The 25497-nt window shown below is 53.8% G+C and carries 22 protein-coding genes; 6 read left to right on the top strand and 16 right to left on the bottom strand.

Annotated features, from left to right (window positions below; genetic code table 11):
- The first annotated feature begins 62 nt into the window (after positions 1-62).
- From fdhD to yiiM, 4 genes are all read left to right on the top strand, one after another.
- Complete coding sequence (fdhD, locus tag J9880_RS07995) at positions 63-905, top strand: formate dehydrogenase accessory sulfurtransferase FdhD (protein WP_131693762.1); 843 nt, start codon at positions 63-65, stop codon at positions 903-905.
- Positions 906-1113: 208 nt separating this feature from the next.
- Complete coding sequence (gene sodA, locus J9880_RS07990; protein WP_014333320.1) at positions 1114-1734, top strand: superoxide dismutase [Mn]; 621 nt, start codon at positions 1114-1116, stop codon at positions 1732-1734.
- A 268-nt stretch (positions 1735-2002) separates the two neighbouring features.
- Complete coding sequence (locus tag J9880_RS07985; protein ID WP_232770288.1) at positions 2003-3949, top strand: methyl-accepting chemotaxis protein; 1947 nt, start codon at positions 2003-2005, stop codon at positions 3947-3949.
- 107 nt (positions 3950-4056) lie between these two features.
- Positions 4057-4728 (top strand): 6-hydroxyaminopurine reductase, encoded by a 672-nt coding sequence (yiiM, locus tag J9880_RS07980; protein ID WP_232770287.1) that lies wholly within the window; start codon positions 4057-4059, stop codon positions 4726-4728.
- A 247-nt stretch (positions 4729-4975) separates the two neighbouring features.
- Here the strand turns inward: yiiM and J9880_RS07975 are convergent, their stop codons facing one another.
- Positions 4976-5335, bottom strand: a complete 360-nt coding sequence (locus J9880_RS07975; protein WP_095923993.1) for a YibL family ribosome-associated protein — start codon at positions 5333-5335, stop codon at positions 4976-4978.
- A 166-nt stretch (positions 5336-5501) separates the two neighbouring features.
- On the opposite strand from J9880_RS07975, the gene J9880_RS07970 reads away from it, so the two are divergent.
- On the top strand, positions 5502-5924 hold the full coding sequence (locus J9880_RS07970) for a hypothetical protein (protein ID WP_232770286.1): 423 nt from the start codon (positions 5502-5504) through the stop codon (positions 5922-5924).
- Here the strand turns inward: J9880_RS07970 and J9880_RS07965 are convergent.
- Positions 5893-7386: an aminotransferase-like domain-containing protein gene (locus J9880_RS07965; RefSeq protein ID WP_131693758.1), complete on the bottom strand. Its 1494-nt coding sequence runs from the start codon at positions 7384-7386 to the stop codon at positions 5893-5895. The two genes, J9880_RS07970 and J9880_RS07965, sit on opposite strands and share 32 nt — an antisense overlap.
- Positions 7387-7531: 145 nt before the next feature.
- Here J9880_RS07965 and J9880_RS07960 point away from each other — a divergent pair, with 145 nt between their 5' ends.
- Complete coding sequence (locus J9880_RS07960; RefSeq protein WP_095923996.1) at positions 7532-8140, top strand: LysE family translocator; 609 nt, start codon at positions 7532-7534, stop codon at positions 8138-8140.
- 117 nt (positions 8141-8257) lie between these two features.
- Here J9880_RS07960 and J9880_RS07955 read toward each other — a convergent pair whose 3' ends face one another.
- The 14 genes from J9880_RS07955 to J9880_RS07890 form a co-directional block, all read right to left on the bottom strand.
- Positions 8258-8806 (bottom strand): MltR family transcriptional regulator, encoded by a 549-nt coding sequence (locus tag J9880_RS07955; RefSeq protein WP_014411435.1) that lies wholly within the window; start codon positions 8804-8806, stop codon positions 8258-8260.
- A gap of 136 nt (positions 8807-8942) precedes the next feature.
- On the bottom strand, positions 8943-10091 hold the full coding sequence (locus J9880_RS07950; protein WP_232770285.1) for a mannitol-1-phosphate 5-dehydrogenase: 1149 nt from the start codon (positions 10089-10091) through the stop codon (positions 8943-8945).
- A gap of 98 nt (positions 10092-10189) precedes the next feature.
- Positions 10190-12103, bottom strand: a complete 1914-nt coding sequence (locus tag J9880_RS07945; RefSeq protein ID WP_095923998.1) for a PTS mannitol transporter subunit IICBA — start codon at positions 12101-12103, stop codon at positions 10190-10192.
- A 525-nt stretch (positions 12104-12628) separates the two neighbouring features.
- Positions 12629-13423 carry a DsbA family protein gene (locus J9880_RS07940; RefSeq protein ID WP_119825556.1) on the bottom strand — a complete coding sequence of 265 codons (795 nt, stop codon included), beginning with the start codon at positions 13421-13423 and terminating at the stop codon, positions 12629-12631.
- 116 nt (positions 13424-13539) lie between these two features.
- Complete coding sequence (locus J9880_RS07935) at positions 13540-14247, bottom strand: nucleoside/nucleotide kinase family protein (RefSeq protein WP_195817573.1); 708 nt, start codon at positions 14245-14247, stop codon at positions 13540-13542.
- Entirely contained in the window at positions 14225-14752 is a 528-nt protein-coding gene (locus tag J9880_RS07930; RefSeq protein WP_232770284.1) for an MltR family transcriptional regulator, read from the bottom strand. Before J9880_RS07930 ends, J9880_RS07935 begins: the two co-directional genes overlap by 23 nt.
- Before the next feature lie 17 nt (positions 14753-14769).
- Positions 14770-15738 carry a class II fructose-bisphosphatase gene (glpX, locus tag J9880_RS07925; protein WP_095924003.1) on the bottom strand — a complete coding sequence of 323 codons (969 nt, stop codon included), beginning with the start codon at positions 15736-15738 and terminating at the stop codon, positions 14770-14772.
- Complete coding sequence (locus J9880_RS07920; RefSeq protein WP_095924004.1) at positions 15735-17015, bottom strand: zinc-binding dehydrogenase; 1281 nt, start codon at positions 17013-17015, stop codon at positions 15735-15737. Before J9880_RS07920 ends, glpX begins: the two co-directional genes overlap by 4 nt.
- Positions 17012-18415 carry a PTS mannitol transporter subunit IICB gene (locus J9880_RS07915; protein ID WP_095924005.1) on the bottom strand — a complete coding sequence of 468 codons (1404 nt, stop codon included), beginning with the start codon at positions 18413-18415 and terminating at the stop codon, positions 17012-17014. Before J9880_RS07915 ends, J9880_RS07920 begins: the two co-directional genes overlap by 4 nt.
- A 30-nt stretch (positions 18416-18445) precedes the next feature.
- Complete coding sequence (gene cmtB, locus J9880_RS07910) at positions 18446-18892, bottom strand: PTS mannitol transporter subunit IIA (protein WP_095924006.1); 447 nt, start codon at positions 18890-18892, stop codon at positions 18446-18448.
- A 328-nt stretch (positions 18893-19220) separates the two neighbouring features.
- Complete coding sequence (locus J9880_RS07905) at positions 19221-19943, bottom strand: DUF3053 domain-containing protein (RefSeq protein WP_095924007.1); 723 nt, start codon at positions 19941-19943, stop codon at positions 19221-19223.
- Positions 19944-20226: 283 nt separating this feature from the next.
- Complete coding sequence (gene glyS / locus J9880_RS07900; RefSeq protein ID WP_095924008.1) at positions 20227-22296, bottom strand: glycine--tRNA ligase subunit beta; 2070 nt, start codon at positions 22294-22296, stop codon at positions 20227-20229.
- 9 nt (positions 22297-22305) lie between these two features.
- Entirely contained in the window at positions 22306-23220 is a 915-nt protein-coding gene (gene glyQ / locus J9880_RS07895) for a glycine--tRNA ligase subunit alpha (protein ID WP_095924009.1), read from the bottom strand.
- Positions 23221-23408: 188 nt separating this feature from the next.
- A complete protein-coding gene (locus J9880_RS07890) occupies positions 23409-25415 on the bottom strand; it encodes an autotransporter outer membrane beta-barrel domain-containing protein (protein ID WP_232770283.1) in 2007 nt (668 codons plus the stop codon).
- Between the last annotated feature and the right edge of the window lie 82 nt (positions 25416-25497).

The following is a 25497-nucleotide window of genomic DNA, read 5'->3' as shown; positions in this document are numbered from 1 at the left end:
GGCCTAAAGTCCTGACAGTTTGTACGGCTTATGTAGCCGGAATGTTTATAAGGTTATTGCCAATGGATGTCCATCAAGTAAAAGAACTGGGCGAAAAAGATGACAAAAAAGTGACTCAGATCATCGGAGCGAGCCAAAAACCGGTGATGCAGCGCGCTCATCTCAATGAGCCTGAAGATGACTGGATTGCTCAGGAAGTCCCCGTTGCGCTGGTCTATAACGGGATTTCGCATGTGGTAATGATGGCGTCCCCGAAGGATCTGCAAGCCTTTGCGCTGGGCTTTTCGCTGTCAGAAGGGATTATTGAATCCGCCAGTGATATTTACGGGATGGAAGTGACACCAAACTGTAACGGGATTGAAGTTAATATCGAGCTGTCGAGCCGCCGTTTCGCCGGGCTGAAAGAGCGCCGCCGCGCCATGGCTGGCCGCACCGGTTGCGGCGTCTGCGGTATCGAGCAGTTAGGTGATCTTTTCCGCCCGCTCGCGCCGCTGCCATTCACCCAGACTTTTGAACTGGCGAATCTGGATAAGGCGCTGCATCAGCTGAAATCCGTGCAGGAAATCGGCCAGCTCACCGGCTGCACGCACGCCGCCGCGTGGATCACGCCGGAAGGCGAACTGACTGGCGGCTGCGAAGACGTGGGCCGCCACGTGGCGCTGGATAAAATGCTGGGTGTGCGGGCAAAACAACACGACTGGAAAGCCGGTGCCGCGCTGGTCTCGAGCCGCGCCAGCTATGAAATGGTGCAGAAAGCCGCGATGTGCGGCATCGAAATTTTGTTCGCCGTCTCCGCCGCCACCACGCTCGCGGTAGACGTCGCCGAAAAATGTAACCTGACGCTGGTCGGTTTCAGCAAACCGGGACGGGCAACGGTGTATACGCATCCGCAGCGGTTGCGCTGACCGGCTAAGCACCGCGTGCCTTTAGACAATTTAGGATTGTTTGTGATTATCTGGTTCTAAGCCCCGTATAACAGAGGCTTACGGGGCATGGCAGAAAGCGTGGAGCATAGATAATCATTTTCAATATCATTTAATTAACTATAATGATCCGACTGATTACGCGGTGCTCACAATGAAAGTGCCGCCCTACACTATGGAGACGATGAACATGAGTTATTCACTGCCATCACTGCCTTACGCATACGACGCACTCGAACCGCATTTCGACAAAGAAACGATGGAAATCCATCACACTAAACACCACCAGACTTACGTGAACAACGCGAACGCTGCGCTGGAAAGCCTGCCGGAACTGGCTGCACTGCCGGTTGAAGAACTGATCACCAAACTGGATCAGGTTCCTGCAGACAAGAAAGTTGTTCTGCGTAACAACGCAGGCGGCCACGCTAACCACAGCCTGTTCTGGAAAGGCCTGAAAACCGGCACCACCCTGCAGGGCGAACTGAAATCTGCGATTGAACGCGATTTCGGCAGCGTTGACGCTTTCAAAGAAGCGTTTGAGAAAGCAGCTGCAACCCGTTTCGGTTCAGGCTGGGCATGGCTGGTACTGAAAGATGGCAAACTGGCCGTTGTTTCTACCGCTAACCAGGACAGCCCGCTGATGGGCGAAGCGATTTCTGGCGCTTCCGGTTACCCGCTGCTGGGTCTGGATGTGTGGGAACATGCTTACTACCTGAAATATCAGAACAAACGCCCTGACTACATCAAAGCCTTCTGGGCCGTTGTAAACTGGGACGAAGCAGCAAAACGTCTGGCTGAAGCGAAGTAATTTCGCGCTGCCGCCCGTAACGGGCAAGATGTTTTCGCGTATGGCGGGTCGGTGACCCGCCTTTTTTATGTCCTGAATTTGTTCGCCTGATCACTGTTATACAGAGAATTATTCTCCCGATTTTCATCATTTTCAGACCCCGCTCGCATTAATCAAAAATACGCCACACATCCTATAAAGTTTATGAAACAGCCTACCGATAGATTGTTCACAAAGGCGTCACAAAACCGCATGTCTATTTAAAAGGGATGTTTGACGGAGAATGATTATGAGCAACGGATCGGGTCTTTCGCAGTGGATGAATAATCTTAAGGTCGGTACCAAACTGGGTCTGGGTTTCGGACTGGTGCTGATCATCGCCGCCATCATCACTGCGGCGGGAATGATTAAATTTAACGACATCAGCCAGCGTGCTGAAAAAGTCGATTTCAGTAATCAGATGAATGCGTTACTCAACGATGCCCGTCTCAGCCGGACGCTGTATCAGCTTAATTATGACCCGGCGTATCTCAAACAGAATCAGGACAAAATTACCGAACTGTCGCAGCTGATCGCTCAATCCAAAGACAAACTGGAATGGGACGCCGCCAGTCAGGCGAATCTTGATCAGGTGCCGGTAAAAATTCATGAATATCAGCAGGCGCAGGCCGCATTTAAAAAAGCGGTCGATCGCAAAGATGCGGTGCGGGCCAGCTGGAATCTTTCCGAAACCGAAGCCGTGGTAACGCGTTTGCAGGATCAGTTGCGCGTGGAAGATGCTGAGCCTTCCATTCGCCTGTCACTGGCCGAAGTGATTCAGAAACTGATCAGCGTGCGTTACAACGTGCGTGGCCTGTTGCTGAGCATCAATAAAGGATCCGAAGCCAAACTGCTGAAGTCTATTGACGACACGCAGGCCAACGCTCAAAAACTGAATGCCCTGTTACTGCCGAACCAGCAGGCGACGCTGGCTCCGCTGATGTCGGCGCTCGCGACCTATAAAAGCCACGTTGTCGCTTATATGCCCGCTTATGAAGATGAGCAGAAGAACTCGCAACTGCTGTCGGTGAAAGCCACAGAGATGAACACGCTGGTGGCGAAAATCTTCCAAAACGAACTGGCTAACACCCATAAAGACATCAGTAATGCGCAGATGATCATGATGGTGATTACGCTGATCGTGATGCTGGTGGGGATCATTATTGCCTGGCGTATCACCCGCCAGATTGCCCAGCCGCTGCGTGATACGCTGAAAACGGCGGAGGGGATTGCACAAGGCGATCTGACCGTTGCGCATCCGACCACCCGTCGCGATGAGCTGGGTATGCTGATGAATGCGGTTTCCGCGATGAGTCAGAATCTCAGTACCATGATTTATGAAATCCGCTCCGGCGTTTCGCAGGTTTCCCACGCGGCAGCCGAAATCGCCGCCGGGAATACTGACCTCTCCTCACGCACCGAACAGCAGGCTGCGGCCGTTGAAGAAACCGCCGCCAGCATGGAAGAGTTAAGCGCGACGGTGAAACAGAATGCCGATAACGCTCATCACGCCAGCAAACTGGCCAGCGAAGCGTCCGGCACCGCCACGCTCGGCGGCAAGCAGGTCGGCGAGGTGGTCGATACCATGCAGCAGATTTCCGGCAGTTCAAAACGTATCGCCGAAATTACCTCGGTCATCAACGGCATCGCCTTCCAGACCAATATTCTGGCGCTGAACGCCGCGGTGGAAGCCGCGCGTGCCGGAGAACAGGGACGCGGATTCTCCGTCGTCGCTTCTGAAGTGCGCACACTGGCCCAGCGCAGTGCGCAGGCCGCAAAAGAGATCGAAGGGCTGATTGCCGAGTCGGTGGAGCGCGTTAACACCGGCGCGAAGCTGGTGGAAAACACTGGCCGTACCATGCAGGACATCGTGAAGTCCGTCTCGCATGTGCGCGATATCATGGGGGAAATCGCGTCTGCATCCGACGAGCAAAGCCGTGGCATCAGTCAGATTTCACAGGCGATTGTCGAAATGGACAGCACCACGCAGCAAAACGCCGCGCTGGTCGAGCAATCCTCTGCTGCCGCCGATTCTCTGGAAGATCAGGCCGCGACGCTGACGCAGGCGGTCTCGGTATTCCGTCTGGCCGACAACGGCAACACGCTGAATGCGCCAGCCTCCGCCGCCCTGCGCCGCCCGACTCTCGCCCCGCCGGTACAAGGCAAAACCAGTCAGGATAACTGGGAAACGTTCTGATTTGCTGAGAAGCCTGCGCACACCCTCTGTGCGCAGGGATTCCTTCTACTCCCGCTGTCCAATGCAGGTTATGCTGGTATCAGTGACATTTCAGCAGCGGAGAGCGTATGCATTATCCCGACGTGTACATCGGTACTATCGAGCAGTATCCCGATTTTTCACCCAGTGCGATTGCCAAACGTCAGGTTGATGGCGGCGTCGCCTTAACGCCTTGCGGACTGGAAGGCGATCAGCAGGCCGAGAAGGCTTATCACGGCGGCGCTGACCGCGCGCTGTGTCATTTCCCCCGCGAGCATTACGCCTGGCTGCGTCAGCAGTTTCCCGAAGAAGAAGACCGTTTCCATCCGCCAGCGTTTGGCGAAAACCTTTCAACGCTCGGCATGACCGAAGATAACGTGTTTATCGGCGATATCTTCCGCTGGGGCGACGCCCTGATTCAGGTCACACAGCCGCGTGCGCCCTGTTACAAGCTCAACCATTTTCTCGACTGTCAGAATCTGTCACCGCTGTTACAACAAAGCGGGCGCTGCGGGTGGTTATATCGGGTGGTGAGTACGGGGAATGTCAGTGGCGACCGGCCGCTGGAGTTGCTGACGCGCAACAGTGACGTATCGGTGGCCGAAGCGATTTCTATCGCGTTTAACATGCCGTTTGATGAGGAACAATATCGCCGTCTGATGTCTGCTGCGGGGATTTCAGCGAGCTGGAGTAAAACCATGCAGATGCGGCTGGTAAATCGCAAGATCGAGGATTTTGGCCGGAGATTGTTTGGGAAGTAAGAAACTGATCGGGTGTAGCGGGAGGGGTTTCTTCGCTCCTCCCCCTGCGAAGGGGGAGGCTGGGAGGGGGTTTTAAAGACAAAACCCGAGTCAAAGCACACTTCAACTCTTTGATTTTAGTTTAATACCCCACCCCAACCCTCCCCTTCGCAGGGGAGGGAGCTAATCGTGTTTCGCGCTCAGCTGCAATAAAACCTGAACTGATTTTGGTTTTGCTCCTCCCCTTCGTATGGGAGGGAGTATTTCATCAGAATTCTTTTTTCGCGTAGCCGGTCACGACTTTCAGGCCCATTTCGCGGCCCAGTGCGGTCATCGGGTGAACCACCACGATGCCACGAACGGTTTTTTTCAGCGTGCCCATATCAGCCTGTTCTTTCTTGGTGATTTCACGGCTGAACAGCTTTTCCAGCTTCTGCGCTTCGGTGCTGAGTTTTTTCACACGCACATCTTTCAGACGCGCGATCTCGGCAGCCAGTTTTTCTTTCTCTTCTTCATGCTTAGCAATTAACTCAGCATTACCCGCCTGAATCACGGTCGCATCTTTGTGATTGAGTGCATCCAGCATATCGCTGAGGCGTTTGATCTCGACTTTTTCGACTTCTTTCATGATGACCAATTCGTGTAGTGAACAATTGGGGTAAGTGTAACAGCCCGATGCGCGAGATGCTCGATTTGTGCGGCATACATTTTATTCTGAAGACTTTCAGGATGTTTGCATCAAAAAATCAGATTAGGGTAACCGCCAACATTCTTCACTCATGGAAAGAGGCATCATGAACCCGACATTCAGTCACGACCATCGTCTGGAAATGCATTTAAACAACGGCATGTTCAACGGAAGGCCACTGTACATTCACTATACGTCTGCTGACACCTTCCCTAAAATTATCGCCAGCCGCTGTTTTATGACCCGCCCCAATTATGAAAGACGCGGATACGCTGCAAAATCAGGGATCTATCTGGTCAGGGGAATGCATGCTTTCAACGCTAAACGCGCCTTTACCCAACTGTTTCTGGGAGAACCCAAATACCGTGACAGCGCAAGATATTGCTTTCTCTTTACTTTCAACAACGATCCGCATTTAACCGGGAATTTGATCTCAGCAGGCAGTACGGTTGAAGAACTGATCCATCCCGGAAACCTCTCTTTCTCAAAAATTAACATTATTTATCAGGGTAAGAATCCGTTCCTGTAACTGCCAGCCCCGGCGGCAAACCACACATCTCACACGCGCGCTCGCCGATACGTATCATCGCGGAAATATAGCGGGTATCGAAAACATAACAGCACGACAACCGCAGGCCGTTACTGTAGCGGCCGCTGGGTGAGTACAGTTGCCCCGGCGTCATGCAGATTTTATCTTTCAGCAACTGGCGGAACAGCGTGACGCAATCGACGCCCGGCGGAAAATCCACCCAAATCACAAACCCGCCTGCCGGTTGTGTGGCACGGGTGCCTTGCGGGAAGTGCCGGGCGATCAGCGCACGTGCCTGCTCGACCTGCGACGCGTAGCGTTTGCGCAGCGCCCGCAGATGATGGTCATAACCGCCTGACTCGAGAAACACCGTCAGCGTTTGCGAAAGCAACGCGGATTCCGCCATCGACGACACCGCTTTCAGTTTATGCAGCTTATCGGCGAAGCGCCCGCCCTCTACCCAGCCGATGCGAAAATCAGGCGCCAGCGTTTTGGTAAAGCTGGTGCAAAACAGGATCCAGCCGTCGCGGTCAAAGGCTTTTACCGCCGGAGACAGCGTCGCGCCGAACTGGATTTCTGCGTATAGCCCGTCTTCAATCAGCGGTACCTGGTGATCGTTCATCAGGCGCGCCAGCCGTTTTTTCGCCGCCAGCGGCATGGTAAAGCCGAGCGGATTTTGCGCCGTCGGCATGGCGATCACCGCATTCAGCCGCTTCTCATTCAGCAGCATTTCCAGCACATCCAGCGACAGGCCGGTTTGCGGATCGGTCGGTATTTCCACCGCTTTCAGACCGAGGCTCGCCAGCATCGGCAGCAGATAAAAGTAAGTCGGCGTTTCCAGCCCGACGCTGTCGCCCGGTTGGGTGGTGACGCGCAGCGCCAGTTGTAACGCTTCCATACAACCGTGAGTAATCGTGATGTCGGCGGGTTCTAAAATCATGCCCAGCGTCAGCGCACGGCGGGCGATTTGCTGACGTAACGCCGGACTGCCCGGCGGCAGCGCATATTGGCCGATCAGATTCGGCTGACGGCGCAGCAAAGACGACATAATCCGTCCCAGTTTGCCGGTCGGGTAAAAGTCGTTCGACTGCGGACAGGCCAGCGAAAGATTGGTATATGTCGGGTCGATTTGCGAGGCGAACACTTTGTCGATCAGATCCAGCACTTCGTCCGCCGGTTCTGCGGCTGGCGTCTGTGGTTGTTCCTGCGGCTGATGAGTCAGCGCAGGCAGCGCGGCCCGGACATAAAATCCTGACTGCGGACGCGCCTCAATAAACCCGCGATCTTCCAGCCGCCGGTAAGCCGCCACCACGGTATTGATGCTGACTGACCAGGTTTGCGCGCTGCGCCGGACCGAGGGCAAACGGCTGCCGGGAGCCAGTGTGCCGCGACGGATGGCGTCCGCCAGTTGTTCCGCCAGCTGGTTATATCGGGTATCGCTGAAATCCGCGGTGTCAGTCATGGTGTCAGTTCCGTGAAAAGTGAGGGGTACAGTTTTTCGTTATGCAATCTGTAACCATGACAATAGCGTATTTCTGGTTCTGTTACCTTTCCTGTTCCCTGTTTACTCTGGTTATCTGGAAAACAGGGGATGCAGGAAAACTAAAATGATCGATACCGCTTTTGTCAGTTACGTCACCGTGATGTCCATTACGCCCGGCCCGAACAATCTGTTGCTGGCGGCGTCCGGGGTGAACTTCGGCTTACGCCGCAGCGTGCCCATGATGATTGGCATCACGCTGGGCTGCGTGGTGCAGTGCGCGCTGATGACCTCGATGCTGGCGATTTTACTCAGCTGGATGAATGTGGTGCGTCTGCCGATGGCCGTGCTGGGTTGCGCCTATCTGTTCTGGCTGTCGTGGAAAATCTACCGTTCCGGCACGCCGAAAGAAGGCGAAAAGCAGCAGCCGATGAACCTGTTCAGCGGCGCACTTTTTCAGGCCGTGAACCCGAAAGCCTGGCTGATGGCGACCAACGTGGCGATTCTTTTTACCCCGCCGGACGGCAATATGCTGCATCACACGCTGCTGATTTGTCTCGGCTTCGCGCTGATCAATCTGCCGTGCATTCTGGTCTGGGTGGTAATGGGTGACAGGTTACGTCAGGCGTTACGAGTGGAATGGAAACTGAAGATGTTCAACACGATCATGGGCGGCATGATGGCGTTAACCGCGCTGTGGCTGCTGGTCGGCGAAGTGCGCCATGCGCTTAACTAAAATGAATCCCCAAAATAGCTCGGGTTGCAGAAAGGCGGCAAGTGATGGCGTCCCGATAAGCTTACTCAGGTGACAGATCGCAGCCAATGCATCTGTGGCTCGAAGTATGACGGGGATTTATTTTTGCACCGGAGAGAGCCTGGAAGGCTGCTGATTACTGATATGGGCGATCAGCCCGGTCACGGAAAGGACCATCGTGGAGCGGACGATTTGCTGGTAACGCTGGCGTTGCATGGCGATCAGCGATTCGTCGGCTTCTCCCGGTTTCAGGAATGTCGGTGCCGGAGGCAGTTCCGTCACACAATGCAGTTCACCGAACGGGCCGAGAATTTCATCATCAGTAAAACGATACTCTTCACCGTCGTAATTCAGCTCTTCACGCAGCGCCATCAGTAATTCGGCGTCTTCGTATTCATGACGGCTGATCACGCCGAGCGCGTAAATCAGTTTGAGACGCACCGACAAATCCCCGAGCGGACCGGTGCCGGTCAGTAAGGGTTCGACAGCATATTTCACTGCGTAATCGTCTTTGCGAAAAACCTGCACTACCAGAATATCCAGCGCTTCGGCCAGCAATTCCACGGCGGTCATCAAAAAGCTGCGCACGGTTTTACCCGCATTGAGCTTTTCAAGTACCCGGTTTTCAAACGCCTGAGCTTTTTCCATAGGGCTTACTTGCAGTAAAGAGCCGATGCTGACAGCGCCCCTGGCGTCATCCATGATGCGCGCATGTCGGGCAGAAACATCCTGCCCGACAGGGCTTTCTTTGCCTGGTGTTGGCGAAATCAAAATAAACGCAGTATCAGTGCATCGATTCGTAGAGAGCGACGGCTTTCGCCACAACTTCGCCTTCTTCCGGCAGACCTGAAATCTGGGCGAGGGCGGCTTTTGGCCCGACTTTCTCCAGCAGTTCTGCCAGTTCTTTCGCTTGCGGATCCTGCTCGCTGCGGTAACGCATGGCGGCGGCAATGCCTCTCACCAGATTGTCGTTCGGCAGGCGATATTCCTGCGTACCCAGCAACGGTTTGATCAGACGATCGCCTGCGCTCAGTTTACGCAGCGGCTGGCGGCCAACGCGCTCAACATCGTCATGCAGGTAAGGGTTTTCGAAACGGGACAGAATTTTTTCGATGTAGGCAGCATGTTTTTCCGGGTCAAAACCGTAACGACGGATCAGCACTTCACCGCTTTCTTCCATCGCTCCGCGAACCACCAGACGCACTTTCTCATCAAGAATGGCATCACGGATGGTCGCGTGACCCGCCTGCTGGCCGAGATATGCGGTGATCGCATGGCCGGTATTGAGGGTGAACAGTTTGCGCTCAACAAACGCCATCAGGTTATCGGTCAGTTCCATGCCAGCGATGTCCGGCAATTCACCTATGAACTGGGTTTTATCCACAATCCATTCGCTGAAGGTTTCAACTGTCACTTCCAGCGGATCGGTAGTGCCTGCGGCGGCAGGAGGCACAATGCGGTCCACGGCGGAATCGACAAAGCCGATATGGGCGTCAACCCAGGCTTTTTCTTCTTCCGGCAGCGCATTGAATACGTGCTGTTTGAACTGGCTGGTGCCGCGCACCATGTTTTCACAGGCGATAATATTCAGGGGCTTTTCGTTGCCCTGCTGATGACGCAGCACCAGACCTTTAGCCACGTTTGGCGCGATTTTTTCCAGTACGGTCGGGCCGACGGCGGTGGTCACCAGATCGACTTCCGCGATCAGGTTGATGGCATCCTGACCGGCGCTGTTCACGGCATTCACATTACTGACAGGCTCAACGGTGGCCTGTTCACCGACAACGTGCACGTCATAACCTTTACGGCTGTTCAGCGCATCCAGTAAGGCAGGGCTGACATCCGCAAACGTCAGTTCAATCCCGGCATCAGCAAGTAATTTACCGATAAAACCGCGACCAATGTTACCTGCACCAAAATGTAATGCTTTCATATTTATTCCTTCAAATCGTGAGGAGCACCCGGCTCCGAATCAACAAGCGGGTCTCGCAAGACCCGCTTAGTAATTACTTTTCGATTAAACGTTCACTGTTAACCGCGAAGAATGTTCAGCACTTCTTCCACACTGTGGGTATTCGCCAGCAGTTCGATCACACCGTCTTCATCCAGCGCGGTGGTCAGTTTGGTGATCACGTTGATGTGCTCATTATTGCGCGCTGCGATACCGACGACCAGACGTGCGCGGTCATCTTCATCCTCGCCCCAGCGGATTCCCGCCGGATACTGGCAGAAGACGATACCGGTTTTCAGAACGCGATCTTTCGCTTCAATGGTGCCGTGTGGCACGGCGATGGATTCGCCCAGATACGTGGAGGTCAGTTGCTCACGTGCCAGCATCGCGTCCACATATTCTGCCTGAACATAACCGCCTTTCACCAGTTGTTCACCGGCAAAACGGATAGCTTCTTCTTTGGTATTCGCCTGCAGGTTCAGGAAGATGTTGCTTTCGCTGATACGGAACAGGTTTTCGTTTTCGCTGTCCGCCACGATGCTGTCACCCAGCGTTGTGGTCACTTTCTCTTTGTACTGGCTGGCTTTGTTCACTTCCACCAGACGTGACGTCAGGTCAGTGTACAGGCCGCTGTCGAGGAAGTTAGTCAGCGAAATGTGCTGTGCATGTGGCACCTGACGCATCGCGCGTTCAGTCAGGTCACGGTGCGTAATCACCAGATCCACGTCATCAGGCAGGTTGTTGATGGCGCTGTTGGTCACGCTGATATTGGTCAGCCCCGCATCCTGCACTTTTTTGCGCAGCACACCGGCGCCCATTGCGCTGGAACCCATACCGGCGTCACAGGCAACGATGATTTTACGTACGGTAGACAGGTCGCCCGCTACGCCCGCAGCAGCAGGTTTGCCGCCTTTAGACTCGGCTTTCATATCCTGCATACGACGGGTGGCTTCGTCCAGATCGTCGCCGTCTTTCGCTTTAGTGGTTTTCAGCAGCAAAGCAGAAATCACGAAGGAGACCGCAAAGGCTGCCACGATGGCGGCAATGTTAGCGAAGTAGGCGCCTTTTGGCGTCATCGCCAGAACTGCCAGGATAGAACCCGGAGATGCCGGAGACACCAGACCGCCGTTCAGCAGGGTCAGGGTGAACACGCCCGTCATACCGCCCAGAATCACCGCCAGCAACAGACGCGGGTTCATCAGAACGTATGGGAAATAAATTTCGTGGATACCACCCAGGAAGTGGATGATTGCCGCGCCGCCCGCAGATTGCTTGGCGCTGCCGCGACCGAAGAACATGTACGCCATCAGGACGCCCATACCCGGACCCGGGTTCGCTTCGATCAGGAAGAAGATTGATTTACCGGTTTCAGTCGCCTGCTGGATACCCAGCGGAGAGAAGATACCGTGGTTGATGGCGTTGTTGAGGAACAGGATTTTCGCCGGTTCAACAAAGATAGAAGCCAGTGGCAACAGGTTATGAATAACCATGATATGCACACCTGCCGCCAGCACTTTAGACAGCGCTTCTACCAGCGGACCAATCGCCAGGAAGGCCAGGATCGCCAGCAACATACCGATAATACCGGCTGAGAAGTTGTTAACCAGCATCTCAAAGCCGCTTTTGATTTTACCGTCAACCCAGCGGTCGAAACGCTTGATGCACCAGCCGCCCAGCGGACCTGCAATCATGGCGCCGAGGAACATTGGCATATCCGCACCCACGATCACACCCATCACCGTGATTGCACCCACCACACCACCACGGTCACCACCGACCAGACGACCACCGGTATAACCGATGAGCAATGGCAGCAGATAAGTGATCATCGGGCCAACCAGCTTCGCTAATGTTTCATTAGGGATCCAGCCGGTAGGAATGAACAGAGCGGTAATGATACCCCAGGCGATAAACGCGCCGATGTTGGGCATTACCATGTTACTCAGGAAGCGACCAAAGTTTTGAACTTTGATCTTAACGTCTGGTGAAAACATAAAACGCACCCCTATTGATACGCGCTGACAATAGAGCGCGTGATATCAGTTAATTATCGGTGACGGTTATTTCGGTTTTTGTGCCACTGCTTTAAAAATCCGTCCGTCGAATTGCTGTCTGCGAGGCGGACTCTACCACGTGATTATAGGCCTCGCGTAGCCACCCGGCTGCCCGTGATGGAGATCACATGTATACGGTCATTACCCCCTGCATTTTGGTGATCACCATCACAAAAACAGGTTGTAACCCAGCTACACTGACGATAATTTAAGCGTGACACCGCAAAAAATGTGACTTAAGTCACTATTTGTTAACGAGTCTTTATCATAAAAACGTGATATTCGTCACAAAGTATTTTTGGCCGGACTTGCGTATTTCGCTTAAAAAGCATTCAGACGTGTCAGAGGAAAGGAAAAGGGAGTTTACAGAGGGGATGTTGAAATAAAATTACAGGGGGAGCGGGAAAACAAAACGGCGAACTGTCAGACAGTCCGCCGTGATTAAATCGTATTTTACAGAGAGAATTACTTCCCGCCCTGCGCCTTCACAATGGCTGCCTGCAATTCTTCTGCGGAGACAGCGCCCGGCAGCACGGTGGTGTTTTCTGCAGTGGCACCGCTGGTTGGCATCACCACGAAACCAGGCGTGCCGCTGAAGCCCAATGTACGCGCCAGCTCGTCGTTTGCGGCGATGGCTTCGTGCGTGGCTTTACGCTGTGCGTCGGTTGGTGCTGTGGCTTTGGCGGCTTTCACTGCGCCCGCGATATCCGCATCGGTCAGCTTGCCTTCGTCGTGACCGGTGCGGTAAATGCTGTTGTGATAGTCGAAATACGCCTGCGCGCCCTTCTCTTTCCAGATCGCCATGCCGGTTTCTGCGGCGGTGATGGATGCTTTCCAGCGATCACCGAAGATTGGCCATTCTTTGAAGACGAAACGCACGTTCGGGTTCGCTTTCACGGTTTGCTCAACCAGCGGCGCCATGTGGCTGCAATACAGGCACTGGTAATCGAAGAATTCCACGAATGCCACTTTGGCGTCTTTCGGGCCGTAGCTCGGGGTGGCCGGATCATTCACCAGCGCTTTGGTATTGGCCAGCACTGCGCTCAGGGTTTGCTGTTGTTGCTGATCAGCCTGCTGCGCCTGCAGTTTCTGACTGACCTGCACCAGAATTTCCGGGTGCTGCAACATGTAATCCGCCGCAATTTTACCAATGGCTTCCTGCTGCGCCGGGGTGAAATCTGCGGTTGCGCTGTCGGCAGCAAAAGCCAGCGTCGGCGCCAGCACCAGGGAAGCCAACAGAGTCATCGTCTGACGTTTCATCAAAAATCCTTAAAGTGAAATACGGGGAAAAACGGACAGTTGCCTTCAAAAGTAGAGGAATTCAGCCACGTTTGCAGGAAAAAAATTGTCATTTTTTATAAATCCCGCAGTAACCATCACTCAAAATGATATGCGCCATCGGCCGACATGTGCAGCACGATATCTGCGCGGCGACTCCCCTTCAGAACCCGCGCCACATTAGGCCCGTCCGTGGCAGCGTAAAAATCACTGGCCTGTTCAGGCGTCAGTCCACCGCGAATTTTACGGTCAATTAACCGGCCACGCAGAACCTCCGGACTGGCATGAATAAAAACGCTCAGGTCGCAATATTCCGCCAGTTGCCGCCAGCCCTCATCTTCGAGTAGCAGCCAGTTTCCCTCAACGATCAGCACAGGCGCGGTGACGCGGATCGCGTCTTCAACCGGCTCATGCAATGTGCGGCTATACTCCGGCCAGCAGCTTCCCGGCTCGCGTAACGCCATCAATGCATCGCGCAGTTTTATGATATCAAACGTCTCTGGCGCGCCTTTACGCTGGCGAAGATGATGCGCATCCAGCCAGCCATTACGCTGATGAAAACCGTCCATGGGCAAGGTCTGTAACGGAACGAGCGCCGGCGTTTCAGTAGAAAGTTTTTGCCAAAAGGCGGAAAGCGTCGATTTACCGGTGCCAGGAGGGGCGACCAGAAACACCACCAAAGGCCGGTTTAACTGGCGTTGCTGGAGGGAAAAACGTTGTAAAAGAGGAAGGTGTAACTGCGCGATATCGTTGTCGGGGAAAAAAGCCTTAGTGGTCAGTCCGTTAATGGTCAGCATCACATTCATAAGTCAGTTCCTTGAGTAAATCCGTCACTGCCAGCGACAGTGCCGTCCTCACCAGATTGCCGTAACGTGCCTTACTGAAGGTTTCAAAACCGGCATATTTCATTTTCTCGACAGACTGGAACATCAGTGTGTTATCCGTCACACAGCTCAAATTCTGGATAAATTCATAAGCGGTTTCTTCATGAAATTCCACAATTTCGGCACCTGCTTTCAGGTGCTCGTCCAGCTGAGAAAACAGCAAAATATCTGCATAGACCGTTTTTTTGATTTTTCCCAGCGCATAAATCAGCCTCAGGGACACATCAATACTGTCCAGCGGGCCAGATTTAGCGAGTAAAGGCTTTACGGCAAATTCGCGGATATCCTCGTCATTATTGATAAAAAGGTGGGGAAGGAACTGTTTAATGCCGCTGAGTAGAATGGCATTAGCGGCATGCAAAAAATCATTGAGATTCGTCTGGCCGGAGAGCATCTCCAGCACCTGATCTTCAGTGAATACAGTCATCCTTCCCTTAGCCGTTATCAGTAATGGAGAGAATTGATGATATTACAGGTGCCATCGGTGCCGTTAATCAAAAGTGTCTGACTCTGCAGGCGGTCGCCGATTTGCCTGATGCCGCAGACCAGGTCACCCTGAGTGATCCCGGTCGCCGAGAAAATAACCTGATCACTTTTAACCAGTAAATTCAGCGGATAAATGTGATTAATTAACACACCCATTTTTTCACAGCGATGATGCTCAGCCTGAGCCAGTTCGCGGTTAGCCGGCGTGTCACCTTTAGCCTCGCAAAAGTCGATAAGCTCTGCCTGCATATCACCCCCCAATAACCGGATTGCACAGGCCGAAATCACCCCTTCAGGCGCACCGCCAATCGAATACATCACATCAGCCTGTGCATCCGGCAGACACGTCAGCAAACTGGCCGCCACGTCGCCATCAGGAATGGCATACACTTTGACGCCAAGTGCATTCGCCTGTGCGATGGCGTCGTGATGACGGGGTTTGTCGAGCGTGATCATGCGCAAGGCACTCAGTGGCTTATCCAGTTTTTCTGCAATACGAGATAAGTTTTCGACCAGCGAAAGACGCAGGTCGATGGCGCCTTTGGCCTGCGAACCCACCACCATCTTACGCATGTACATATCAGGCGCATGCAGCAAGGTGTTTTGTGGCGCAAAAGCGATAACGGCCAGTGCATTGCTTTGTCCCATCGCCACCATCCGGGTACCTTCAATCGGATCGACAGCAATATCCACATGCGGTCCGTCCCCCGTCCCCAGACGTTCTCCGATATAAAGCATCGGCGCCTGATCGATTTCACCCTCACCAATAACAATCCGTCCCTGCATTGCTATCTGATTGAGTGCATGACGCATGGCTTTTACCGCGACGCCATCTATTTGATTTTTATCACCACATCCCAGCAGTGGCCATACTGACAATGCGGCACATTCGGTAGTTTTGAAAATATCGTAAGCCAGAGTTTTCATAGGTGCCTCTGCTGACACGATAAGACGTTAAAATGGTTGAGTAATGCCTGCTCAGCCTGCTCATTCCAGACGCCATGTGTCGGCATGACAAGTTCTGCCAGCAGGGCAAACAACGGATCGGTTTTGCCTAATTCAGCAAAGTCATCAATAGCGGTCAGCGGCAAGGAAATACCGTTATAAATAAGTTTCTTACCTCCGGGAATGTCGGGCAGATTGAGCACGGTTTCCGGTACGGCGTTCAGGCCGCCGATATGCGTGATCATATAGGAAGGCTGAATACGTCCCGCCGCCGTCAGCGCCAGCGCCTCTTCCATATCGCCGGTCGAACCGCCAGATGTGCCGACAATGTGCGTCGAACCGTAGTGAACGTTGTAGAAATTGAAGGGAACGCTGAAGTTTTTGTCGGTCGGGCCGGCAAAGAAATTCAGGCAACCGTCCTCGCCCAGCAGCGCGTCGCCCAGTTCGATAACTTCAGCCACGGCCGCGAAAACAAAGACATCATCAAATCCTTGGCCGCCAGTCAGTTCGCGCAACGCGGCAGCCGGATCAGACAACGTTTTGCTGTTGATATACACCAGCTCGATACCTTTTTCTGCTGCCATAGCCACCGGCAGAAGCTGCTCTGCGCGTGCCAGCCGCTGTTCGTCGATATCCACCACCACCACCCGCGACGGACGCACATCGCCGTTAATCGCATAATCAATCGCGCCAATGCCCATCGGGCCCGCGCACGCCAGCAGCGCCAGATTTCCGCCCGCTTTGATGCCCATCTGATGTTCATACACATATTGCGTGGTGTGATAGCTGGCGTGATACGCGCCGATAATGCAGCACATCGGCTCAGCCAGCGAGGCGGCGGCGAAATAGTGCCCTTCGTACGGCAGAACGCAGCCGAGGTCGATAGCTTGTTTCGGGATAATCATATAGGTCGCGTTACCGCCAAAGGTTTCGTAGCTGTAACCGGCAGAATAACCGCTTGGCAATCCCATTGCCGGTTGCAGCACGAAACGTTTTCCGGCTTCAAATCGTCCAGTAAGATTTTTGCCCACCTGCACGATCACACCCGCGCATTCGTGACCCGTGATAGCAGGGTGGTCGGCAATATTTTCCGGCACACGTTTGTGTTCACCCCCCAACAGCGCCGCTTTGTAAGTTGAAAGGCAAATGCTGTCAGACACCACATTCACCAGCAGTTCGTCATCAGTGATTTCCGGCAGTTCAAACTCCCGCAGACGCACATCTTTTTTTCCATAAATCGCTGCCACCTGGGTCTTCATGCTGTTACTCCTTGCTGAGGTGTTGAAGTGATGTCAGCAAGCAGCACATCAAGTGCCGGATCGCCGAGATAATTTTTAATCAGGATAAGTGGACGGTCAGTAACCCGTTGCGCACGGCCTTCAAGGCTTGCATGAGTCACAATAATGTCGGCATCTGCCGGAATGTTTTCGATGGAGTAGTGCTTCACTTCGATTTCATAACCGGCTTTTTGCAGCTTCTTACGAAACGTGGTGGCGCCCATTGCGCTCGATCCCATGCCCGCATCGCACACGAAAGCGATCAGCCGGATACTGACTGCCACAGGCTGTATACCGGTTTTGCCTTCGGCTTTGCGTTTTTTGCTGGCGGCCTGAGAATCCGCAAAACTGTCTTCCGCAGGTGATTTATCGAATTTCAAAATGGCTGAGGCGACGACAAAAGAGACAACGGTTCCCGCCAGCACGCCCGCACAGGTTCCTATAAAACCGCCGCGCGGTGTCAGCGCCAGATAAGCAAAGATAGACCCGGGACTTGGCCCCGCCACCAGCCCCGCCCCAAACAGTTCGAAGACATAAATACCGGCCATACCGCCCGCAATCATGGCAATAATCATCAGCGGCTTCATCAGCACATACGGGAAATACAGCTCGTGGATACCACCGAGAAAATGAATGATCATCGCGCCGGGCGCGGACTTTTTGCTCAGCCCTTTGCCGAACAGCGAAAACGCCAACAGGATGCCAAGCCCGGGGCCGGGATTAGAGGCCACCATGAAATAAATGGATTTTCCGGCGACCGCCGTATCCTGCATGCCTAGCGGATAGTAAACACCCTGGTCGATGGCGTTATTCAGGAATAGCACCTTGGCGGGTTCATTAATCACCGACAGCAGCGGCAGGTAACCGGTCGCCACCAGCGCCTCAATGCCCTGTTTCACAAAATTATTGGCTTCCATTACCGCCGGGCCGATCACTTCATACGCCAAGAGACAAAGCAGCATGCCGAGAATGCCGAGTGAGAAATTATTGATCACCATCTCAAAGCCCGCCGGAATACGTTTCTCCAGCGCCTTATCGACCACTTTAATGAGATAACCGCCCAGCGGCCCCATCACCATCGCCCCGATGAACATGGGAATATCGGCACCGACAATGACGCCCATGGTGCCGATACCGCCCATCACGGCACCGCGTTTTCCGCCAATAAGATGCCCGCCCGTAGACCCGATCATCAGAGGCAATAAATAGGTAATCATCGGGCTAACGAGTTGCCCGAAATGCGAATTAGGGGTCCATCCTGTGGGAATAAATAACGCCGTAATAAAACCCCAGGCAATAAAGGCACCTATATTGGGGATGACCATCGCTGTGAGAAACCCGCCAAAAGCTTGCACTCTGGCGCGCATTGATTTATTAGCCATATTAAAATCCTGTTGAGTGTTAGGATAGAACTAATAACGCTGAATGATATTAATTAATTCCTCTGGGTTATTTGCATTGAGTAATTCATCAATAACTTCATCTTCGCAAAGCATTTCACTTAACGCCTGAATCGCCTCAATATGTGAATCAGAATTTTTCGCCGCTAATCCGATAAGCAGCCTGACTGGCGGGCTTTCAGCATCAAAGCTTACGCCTTCGCGCAACAGCGTGAAACTCAGAGCCGTCTGCAGCGCGCCGCATTCCGGCCTTGCATGTGGCATGGCAATGCCTGGTGCGAGTAAATAATAGGGCCCAATTTCACGGGTAGTGTCTTTAATCGCCTGAATATAATCCGGCGTAATACATTTTCTTTCCAGCAGATTTCTCATGGATAAATCTATCGCCTGAGACCAATTTTCAGCGGATGAATATATCGCAATACTTTCATGTTCGAAAAAATCCATTAATGACGACATGATTAACCCTTATTTTTATCGATGAGAATTTATATTCAGGAGCATATTCTTTGAAATGGATTTAATCAAACCAACATGAATTTGTGATCTGCATTATAAAAACCGCAATGGCAATATTAAAAGCCTACAGAGATCACACGGATAAGACGAATTTCATAAATAAACTAATAGAGCAATAGCCTGTTTGTGAATAAAATCACAAATTATGATTTTTTATTATTGTTCTGCTTTGTGATCAACATCATATTCGCATTATTGCATCCGGTTTCAACTCATAAAAAAGCCACGCATTTGAGCGTGGCTTAAGTTCATCACAACACTAACTGGCTTAGTTGCCGAAATCGCCCTGCGCCACTTTTTGCGCCTGAAGCAATGTCTGCTGTTTACCCACCAGATTCGACATCATGGTGTTGTACTGCGTGGCCTGTTGCTGCGTCGGGAACTGCACGCCGCCGTTGGCGAAAGCAACCTGAGTGCCCTGCTGTTGCAGGAAATCACCCACAGACGCGATATCCTGCGTGAAGCTTTGCAGTGCAGGCACCAGCGGAGTCAGCACGTTTGCAGGCTGGGTCACCACGTTGTTATACACCTGACCGTAAACGGCTTTCAGATCGTCCGGTTGTTTCAATGCCGCCATCGCGGTGTCGGCTTTCACTTTTGAGTCACGCAACTGCGCATTCAGCAAGCTCAGCGTGCTTGCCGCCTGTTGCAACGCGCTGCGCTGAGTCATGTAATCCTGCGGCGTACGCACCTGACCAATCGCGCTGACCACTGGCACCAGGCTGCCTTCAACGGCACCTTTCATCTGGCGGGAGAATGACAGAATGATGCCGTAGTCATTCGCGTAATTACCAAAACGTTGTTTCTGATCTTCACTCAGCGACGGCAGATTTTGCCCGCTGCGCATCACGGTATTTTGCAAATAATCGATAAAGGCTTTGCGTTGCTCCGGTTCTTTATCGCCGCATGCAGTGAGCTGAAACACCACCAGCAGTGCGATAAACGGCGCCAGCCAGCGAGAAAATGCACCGCTTCTGATCCCTACAGCCATGAGTCCTGACTCCTGATTTCAATGTTCTTTTACCGGCCAGTTCCCTGCCGATGCTGTGCATTCCATGCGGGTTATAGAATAGAACAATTGGGGGGAGAACGCTTTTTAAAAAAGCGTAGAAATTGGCATCCGATAAGGTGCCTTGCTCCTCCCCCTGCGAAGGGGGAGGCCGGGAGGGGGTTTTAATGACAAAACAAGGGTCAACGCATACCTCAACTTTTGATGTTGCTGTAATACCCCACCCCAACCCTCCCCTTCGCAGGGGAGGGCGCAAAAGCTAAATTTACTGAAGCAGCGAAATATCCGCCACCTGCAGGAACAGCTCCCGCAGTTTAGACAGCAGCGTCAGGCGGTTGATACGAATCGCTTCGTTCTCATCCATTACCATGACGGTGTCGAAGAAGGTATCGACGGTTTCGCGCAGCGCAGCCAGTTCCACCAGCGCTTCTTTGTACTGACCGGCAGCAAACAGCGGTTCCAGTTTGTCGCGCAGAACCACCAGATGCGTCGCCAGTTTCAGCTCAGCAGGCTCTTTCAGTACGGAAGCGTGAACGTGATCCAGCAGAACGTCCGTGGATTTCGCCAGGATGTTGGACACGCGCTTGTTGGCCGCAGCCAGCGTTGCCGCTTCGTCCAGCGTACGGAAGTAGCTCACCGCTTTCACACGGGCATCGAAATCTGCCGGTTTGGTCGGACGACGTGCCAGCACAGCCTGAATGGTATCGACCGCGTGACCTTCTTCCTGATACCACGCGCGGAAACGACCGAGCATGAAATCAACCACTTCATCAACAACCTTGGCGTTGGTCAGCTTGTCACCGTATAGGCGCACCGCTTCTTCGGTCAGGGTTTGCAGATCAAGCGGCAGGTTTTTCTCAACGATAATGCGCAGAACACCCAGCGCGGCACGACGCAGGGCAAACGGGTCTTTGTCGCCTTTCGGATGCTGACCGATGCCGAAGATACCGGCCAGTGTGTCCATCTTGTCCGCGATTGCCAGCGCACACGCCACCAGCGAAGCCGGTAACTCGTCACCCGCAAAGCGTGGCTGATACTGTTCGTTCAGTGCCACTGCGACGTCTTCCTGCTCGCCGTCGTGACGCGCATAGTGCATGCCCATCACGCCCTGCGTGTCGGTGAACTCGAAGACCATGTTGGTCATCAGGTCGCATTTTGACAGCAGACCGGCGCGTTTGGCGTTCTCGACGTTGGCACCGATTTTCTCAGCGATCCAGCCAGACAGCGCCTGAATACGGTCGGTTTTGTCACGCAGTGTACCCAGCTGCTTCTGGAACAATACGGTTTCCAGACGCGGCAGGTTATCTTCGAGACGTTTTTTACGGTCGGTATTGAAGAAGAACTCGGCATCGGCCAGACGCGGACGCACCACTTTCTCGTTACCGGAAATGATTTGCTGCGGATCTTTCGATTCGATGTTGGCTACGAAGATGAAGTTCGGCAGAAGTTTGCCCGCAGCGTCGTACACCGGGAAATACTTCTGGTCGCCTTTCATGGTGTAAACCAGCGCTTCCGCCGGAACCGCCAGGAATTTCTCTTCGAATTTCGCGGTCAGCACCACCGGCCATTCGACCAGAGACGCGACTTCTTCCAGCAGGCTTTCGCTCAGATCGGCGATACCGCCAATCTCTTTCGCGGCTTTCTCGGCATCCTGTTTGATAATCGCTTTACGCTGTTCGTAATCCGCAATGACTTTGCCGCGTTCCAGCAGAATCTGTGGATACTGATCGGCATTATCAATCGTGAATTCAGGCTCGCCCATGAAACGGTGACCGCGAACAGTGCGCGCAGACTCGATACCGAGAATTTTCGCCGGGATCAGCTCATCGCCTAACAGCAGGGTCACAGTGTGAACCGGACGCACGAACTGCACGTCGGAATCGCCCCAGCGCATCAGTTTAGGGATTGGCAGCTTAGACAGTGAGGTGGCGATCATCGCCGGCAGCAGTTGTTGCGCGCTTTCGCCTTTGACGTGCGCACGGTAAACCAGCCATTCGCCTTTGTCGGTGACCAGACGGTCGGCCTGATCAACGGTGATACCGCAACCGCGAGCCCAGCCTTCAGCGGCTTTGCTTGGTTTGCCTTCGGCATCAAATGCCTGCGCCACAGCCGGGCCGCGTTTTTCAACTTCGCGGTCAGCCTGGGATTCATGCAGACCGGAGACTTTCAGCGCCAGACGGCGCGGTGCGGCAAACCATTTGACGTCGCCGTGTGGCAGATTCGCCGCATCCAGCTCCGCAGTCAGGTTAGCTGCAAAAGATTCAGCAAGGCTGCGCAGAGCCTTCGGTGGCAGTTCTTCCGTGCCGATTTCCACCAGAAATGTTTTTTCAGTCATTGACTTATCTCACTTCTCGTTCTTTTTGCACATCGGGAAGCCCAGCACTTCGCGGGAAGCGTAATACGCCTCAGCTACCGCTTTAGTCAGGGTACGGATGCGCAGAATGTAGCGCTGACGTTCAGTCACAGAAATCGCTTTACGCGCGTCGAGCAGGTTGAAGCAATGGGCCGCTTTCAGGATGCGCTCGTAAGCAGGCAAGGCCAGTGGATTTTCGAGTGCCAGCAGGGTTTGCGCTTCTTTCTCGTGCTGTTCAAAACAAGTGAACAGGAAATCGACATCGGCGTATTCGAAGTTATAGGTGGATTGCTCCACTTCGTTCTGATGGAACACGTCGCCGTAGGTGGTTTTGCCCAGCGGACCGTTGCTCCACACCAGATCGTAAACGCTGTCCACGCCCTGAATGTACATCGCCAGACGTTCCAGACCGTAGGTGATTTCACCGGTCACGGGTTTACATTCCAGACCGCCAACCTGCTGGAAGTAAGTGAACTGCGTCACTTCCATGCCGTTCAGCCACACTTCCCAGCCGAGACCCCAGGCGCCGAGCGTCGGGTTTTCCCAGTTATCTTCAACGAAGCGAATGTCGTGGATCAGCGGGTCGAGACCCAGCTCTTTCAGCGAGCCGAGGTACAGCTCCTGAATGTTTTCCGGTGACGGTTTGATCATCACCTGGAACTGATAATAGTGCTGCAGGCGGTTCGGGTTCTCGCCGTAGCGGCCGTCAGTCGGACGACGTGATGGCTGAACATAGGCTGCCGCAAAAGGCTCAGGGCCGAGTGCGCGCAGGCTGGTCATCGGGTGCGAGGTGCCTGCGCCGACTTCCATATCCAGCGGTTGAACAATGGTGCAGCCCTGCTGCGCCCAATAATCTTGCAGTGTCAGGATCAGGCCCTGAAATGTCTTGGTATCAAACTTTTGCATGTTGGATTCGCACGCGAGAAAGTGGGTTTAAAGAGAGTGCGACAGTATACCCGCTGAACGGAAGATAATCAGCCAGAATGACTAAGATTGGAGTCATTGAAGTCAGTTTGCATTCCAAAAAATACAGAACGGGATAATAGAATGGAGACAAAATCTGATGACAAAGGGGCTGAACGCCCCTTTAGCCTTTAAAACCGTGCGCTCAGCCCGGCGTTATAAGAGGTTTGTTCACCGGAATCCAGCCCGGTGGTTTGCGAGATCGCAGCAAAAGCCGAAATGCTGTGGGTGATCTGCACGTTGAGGCCAGCGGTCATATCGACCCAGTCGTCGTCCTGCTCGCCGGTGGTACGGCTGAAGCGGGTGCGGGTGGATTTGATCGCGCCGGTGGTGCTGTAAGTGTTATCGCCAAACTGACGGTCATAGGTCACCTGCGCATACGGATTCACGATGCCCAGTTCGGCATTCAGACGCCAGCCCAGCGCGCCGATTTGTGAATGGGAAGTCTGATCACCAAAACGCATCGAGGTGCTGTTGTTGCCTTTTTCACTGTAGGCTTCCACGCTGCTGTAATCCCAGCTGTACTGCGCCACCGGCCCGGTTTTCAGCACCGGTAAAACCGGGAAATCCCAGCCTGCGGTCACGCGCCAGCCCATCTGTTTACCGTCCGTTTCACCGCGCTCGGTGCGGGTAGCGGGGCCGAGGGTGATGCTGCGTTTGATATCATCATAATTAAGCGAACCGTAGTGCATATCGCCGTTGATCCAGCCATTTTCGGCGATTTTGATGCCGGTGAACACCGTCGCCATTTTGCCGCGCGTGCGGTAGCTGTAATGGTCGCTCGGATCATCCTTATCATCAGATCCGGAAAGCATCAGCCCCATCATCCAGCGATCGGCAAACTGGTAATCCATACCGATATTCAGTGAGTTAGACGTCAGATCGCCATCGCCCAGACCGAGTGACGGATTGAATTTGCTGTCCGAACTTTGTCCGGCATATCCCCCGAACATGCCGAAGGTTCCGGCGTCGTTGTCCTGCGTGCGCAATTGCTGGTAACGGCTGTCGAGCAACCCTTGTGTATTCCGCGCCAGCGCCAGCGAGCCCTGACTCAGCGCGGAAACTTCCAGCGGGCCATCAAGTACTGACTGCATATATTGGGCAATCAGCGCGTGCGCCTGAGGTGTCGGGTGGAAATGGTCGGAAAACAGGAAGGCTTTGCTGGCGTCGAAGCCCGGCAGATCCGAGGTACATTCCGAGGCGGATGTGCCGACCGGACAGGCGATACCGGCGGTATTGGCGAAACCGTACAGCGCCGGATCGGCCACCACTTCGTTGAACAATCCGTTGATGTCCACACGCGCAATATTGCCGCCGGTTCTGGCCAGCGCGATATCTTCGGTGGTGTTGTAAGTGTCCGTCAGGCCGCCCGCAACGCCTTTCAGGGCGTCATATGCCGCCGCCAGCCCTTTGGCGAGGGTCTCCTGAATCAGCGGGATGTTTGAACCTTCGGTGGCCGCGGCCGCCAGCGCATTATGGATGGCTTCGGTGCGCGCATCGGCGTCCGGCGTATTTTGCGCATTCAGATACTGGTAGGCCGCTTCCAGCGCCTGTTGCTGCACCGGCAACAATCCGACCTGGATCACGCCTTCCATCAGCACCGGCGTCAGGCCGATATTCGGCACTGTCGGCACGACGACCGTGCCTGCCCCGGCTTTCAGTAAATCATTCACCTGCGAGGCGGCCTGCGTCGCGCTGTTGGTGGCGATTTCCACCGCGGTGATCGGGTTAAGGCTCAGCGCCGCCGCCGCCAGATCATTGCCGCCAATCCAGTGAATATACAGCCCGTTTGGATCGGCTTTGCCGCCGGTCGAAGCCAGATAAGCTTGTACCTGCGCCTGCGTGGTGTAGTCGGAATCCAGCCCCGGTACCGCGACGCCGCCGCCTTCGGCATAGTTCAGGCCGCCTTTTGAGGAAGGGGTTAAGGTTGTGCCGATGTTGCCCGCCAGGATTTCGTCATAGAGCTGATGCGAACTGCTGTCGAACGTCCAGCGGCCAATATTGCCGGTGTCACTCAGGCTGTCGCCGAAAACATAAAGCTGATCAAAAGCCTGTGCGGGAGCCTGTAACCCCAGACACAACGCCACAGCAAAAGCGCCTTTCGTGAGGCGCAAAACGGAACTCTTTCTGCCTGCCATAAATGTGATTTCCCTAAAATATGGACGTTTCAACGCTATGATTAAACGTAAGGAATGCGTAATGATTGGCTTTAAATATTGT

The sequence above is a fragment of the Rahnella victoriana genome (assembly GCF_021276285.1).
Lineage (GTDB): Bacteria > Pseudomonadota > Gammaproteobacteria > Enterobacterales > Enterobacteriaceae > Rahnella > Rahnella victoriana.
Note: the sequence above shows the minus strand (reverse complement) of the source record. Positions and strands in the feature narration are given on the sequence as shown.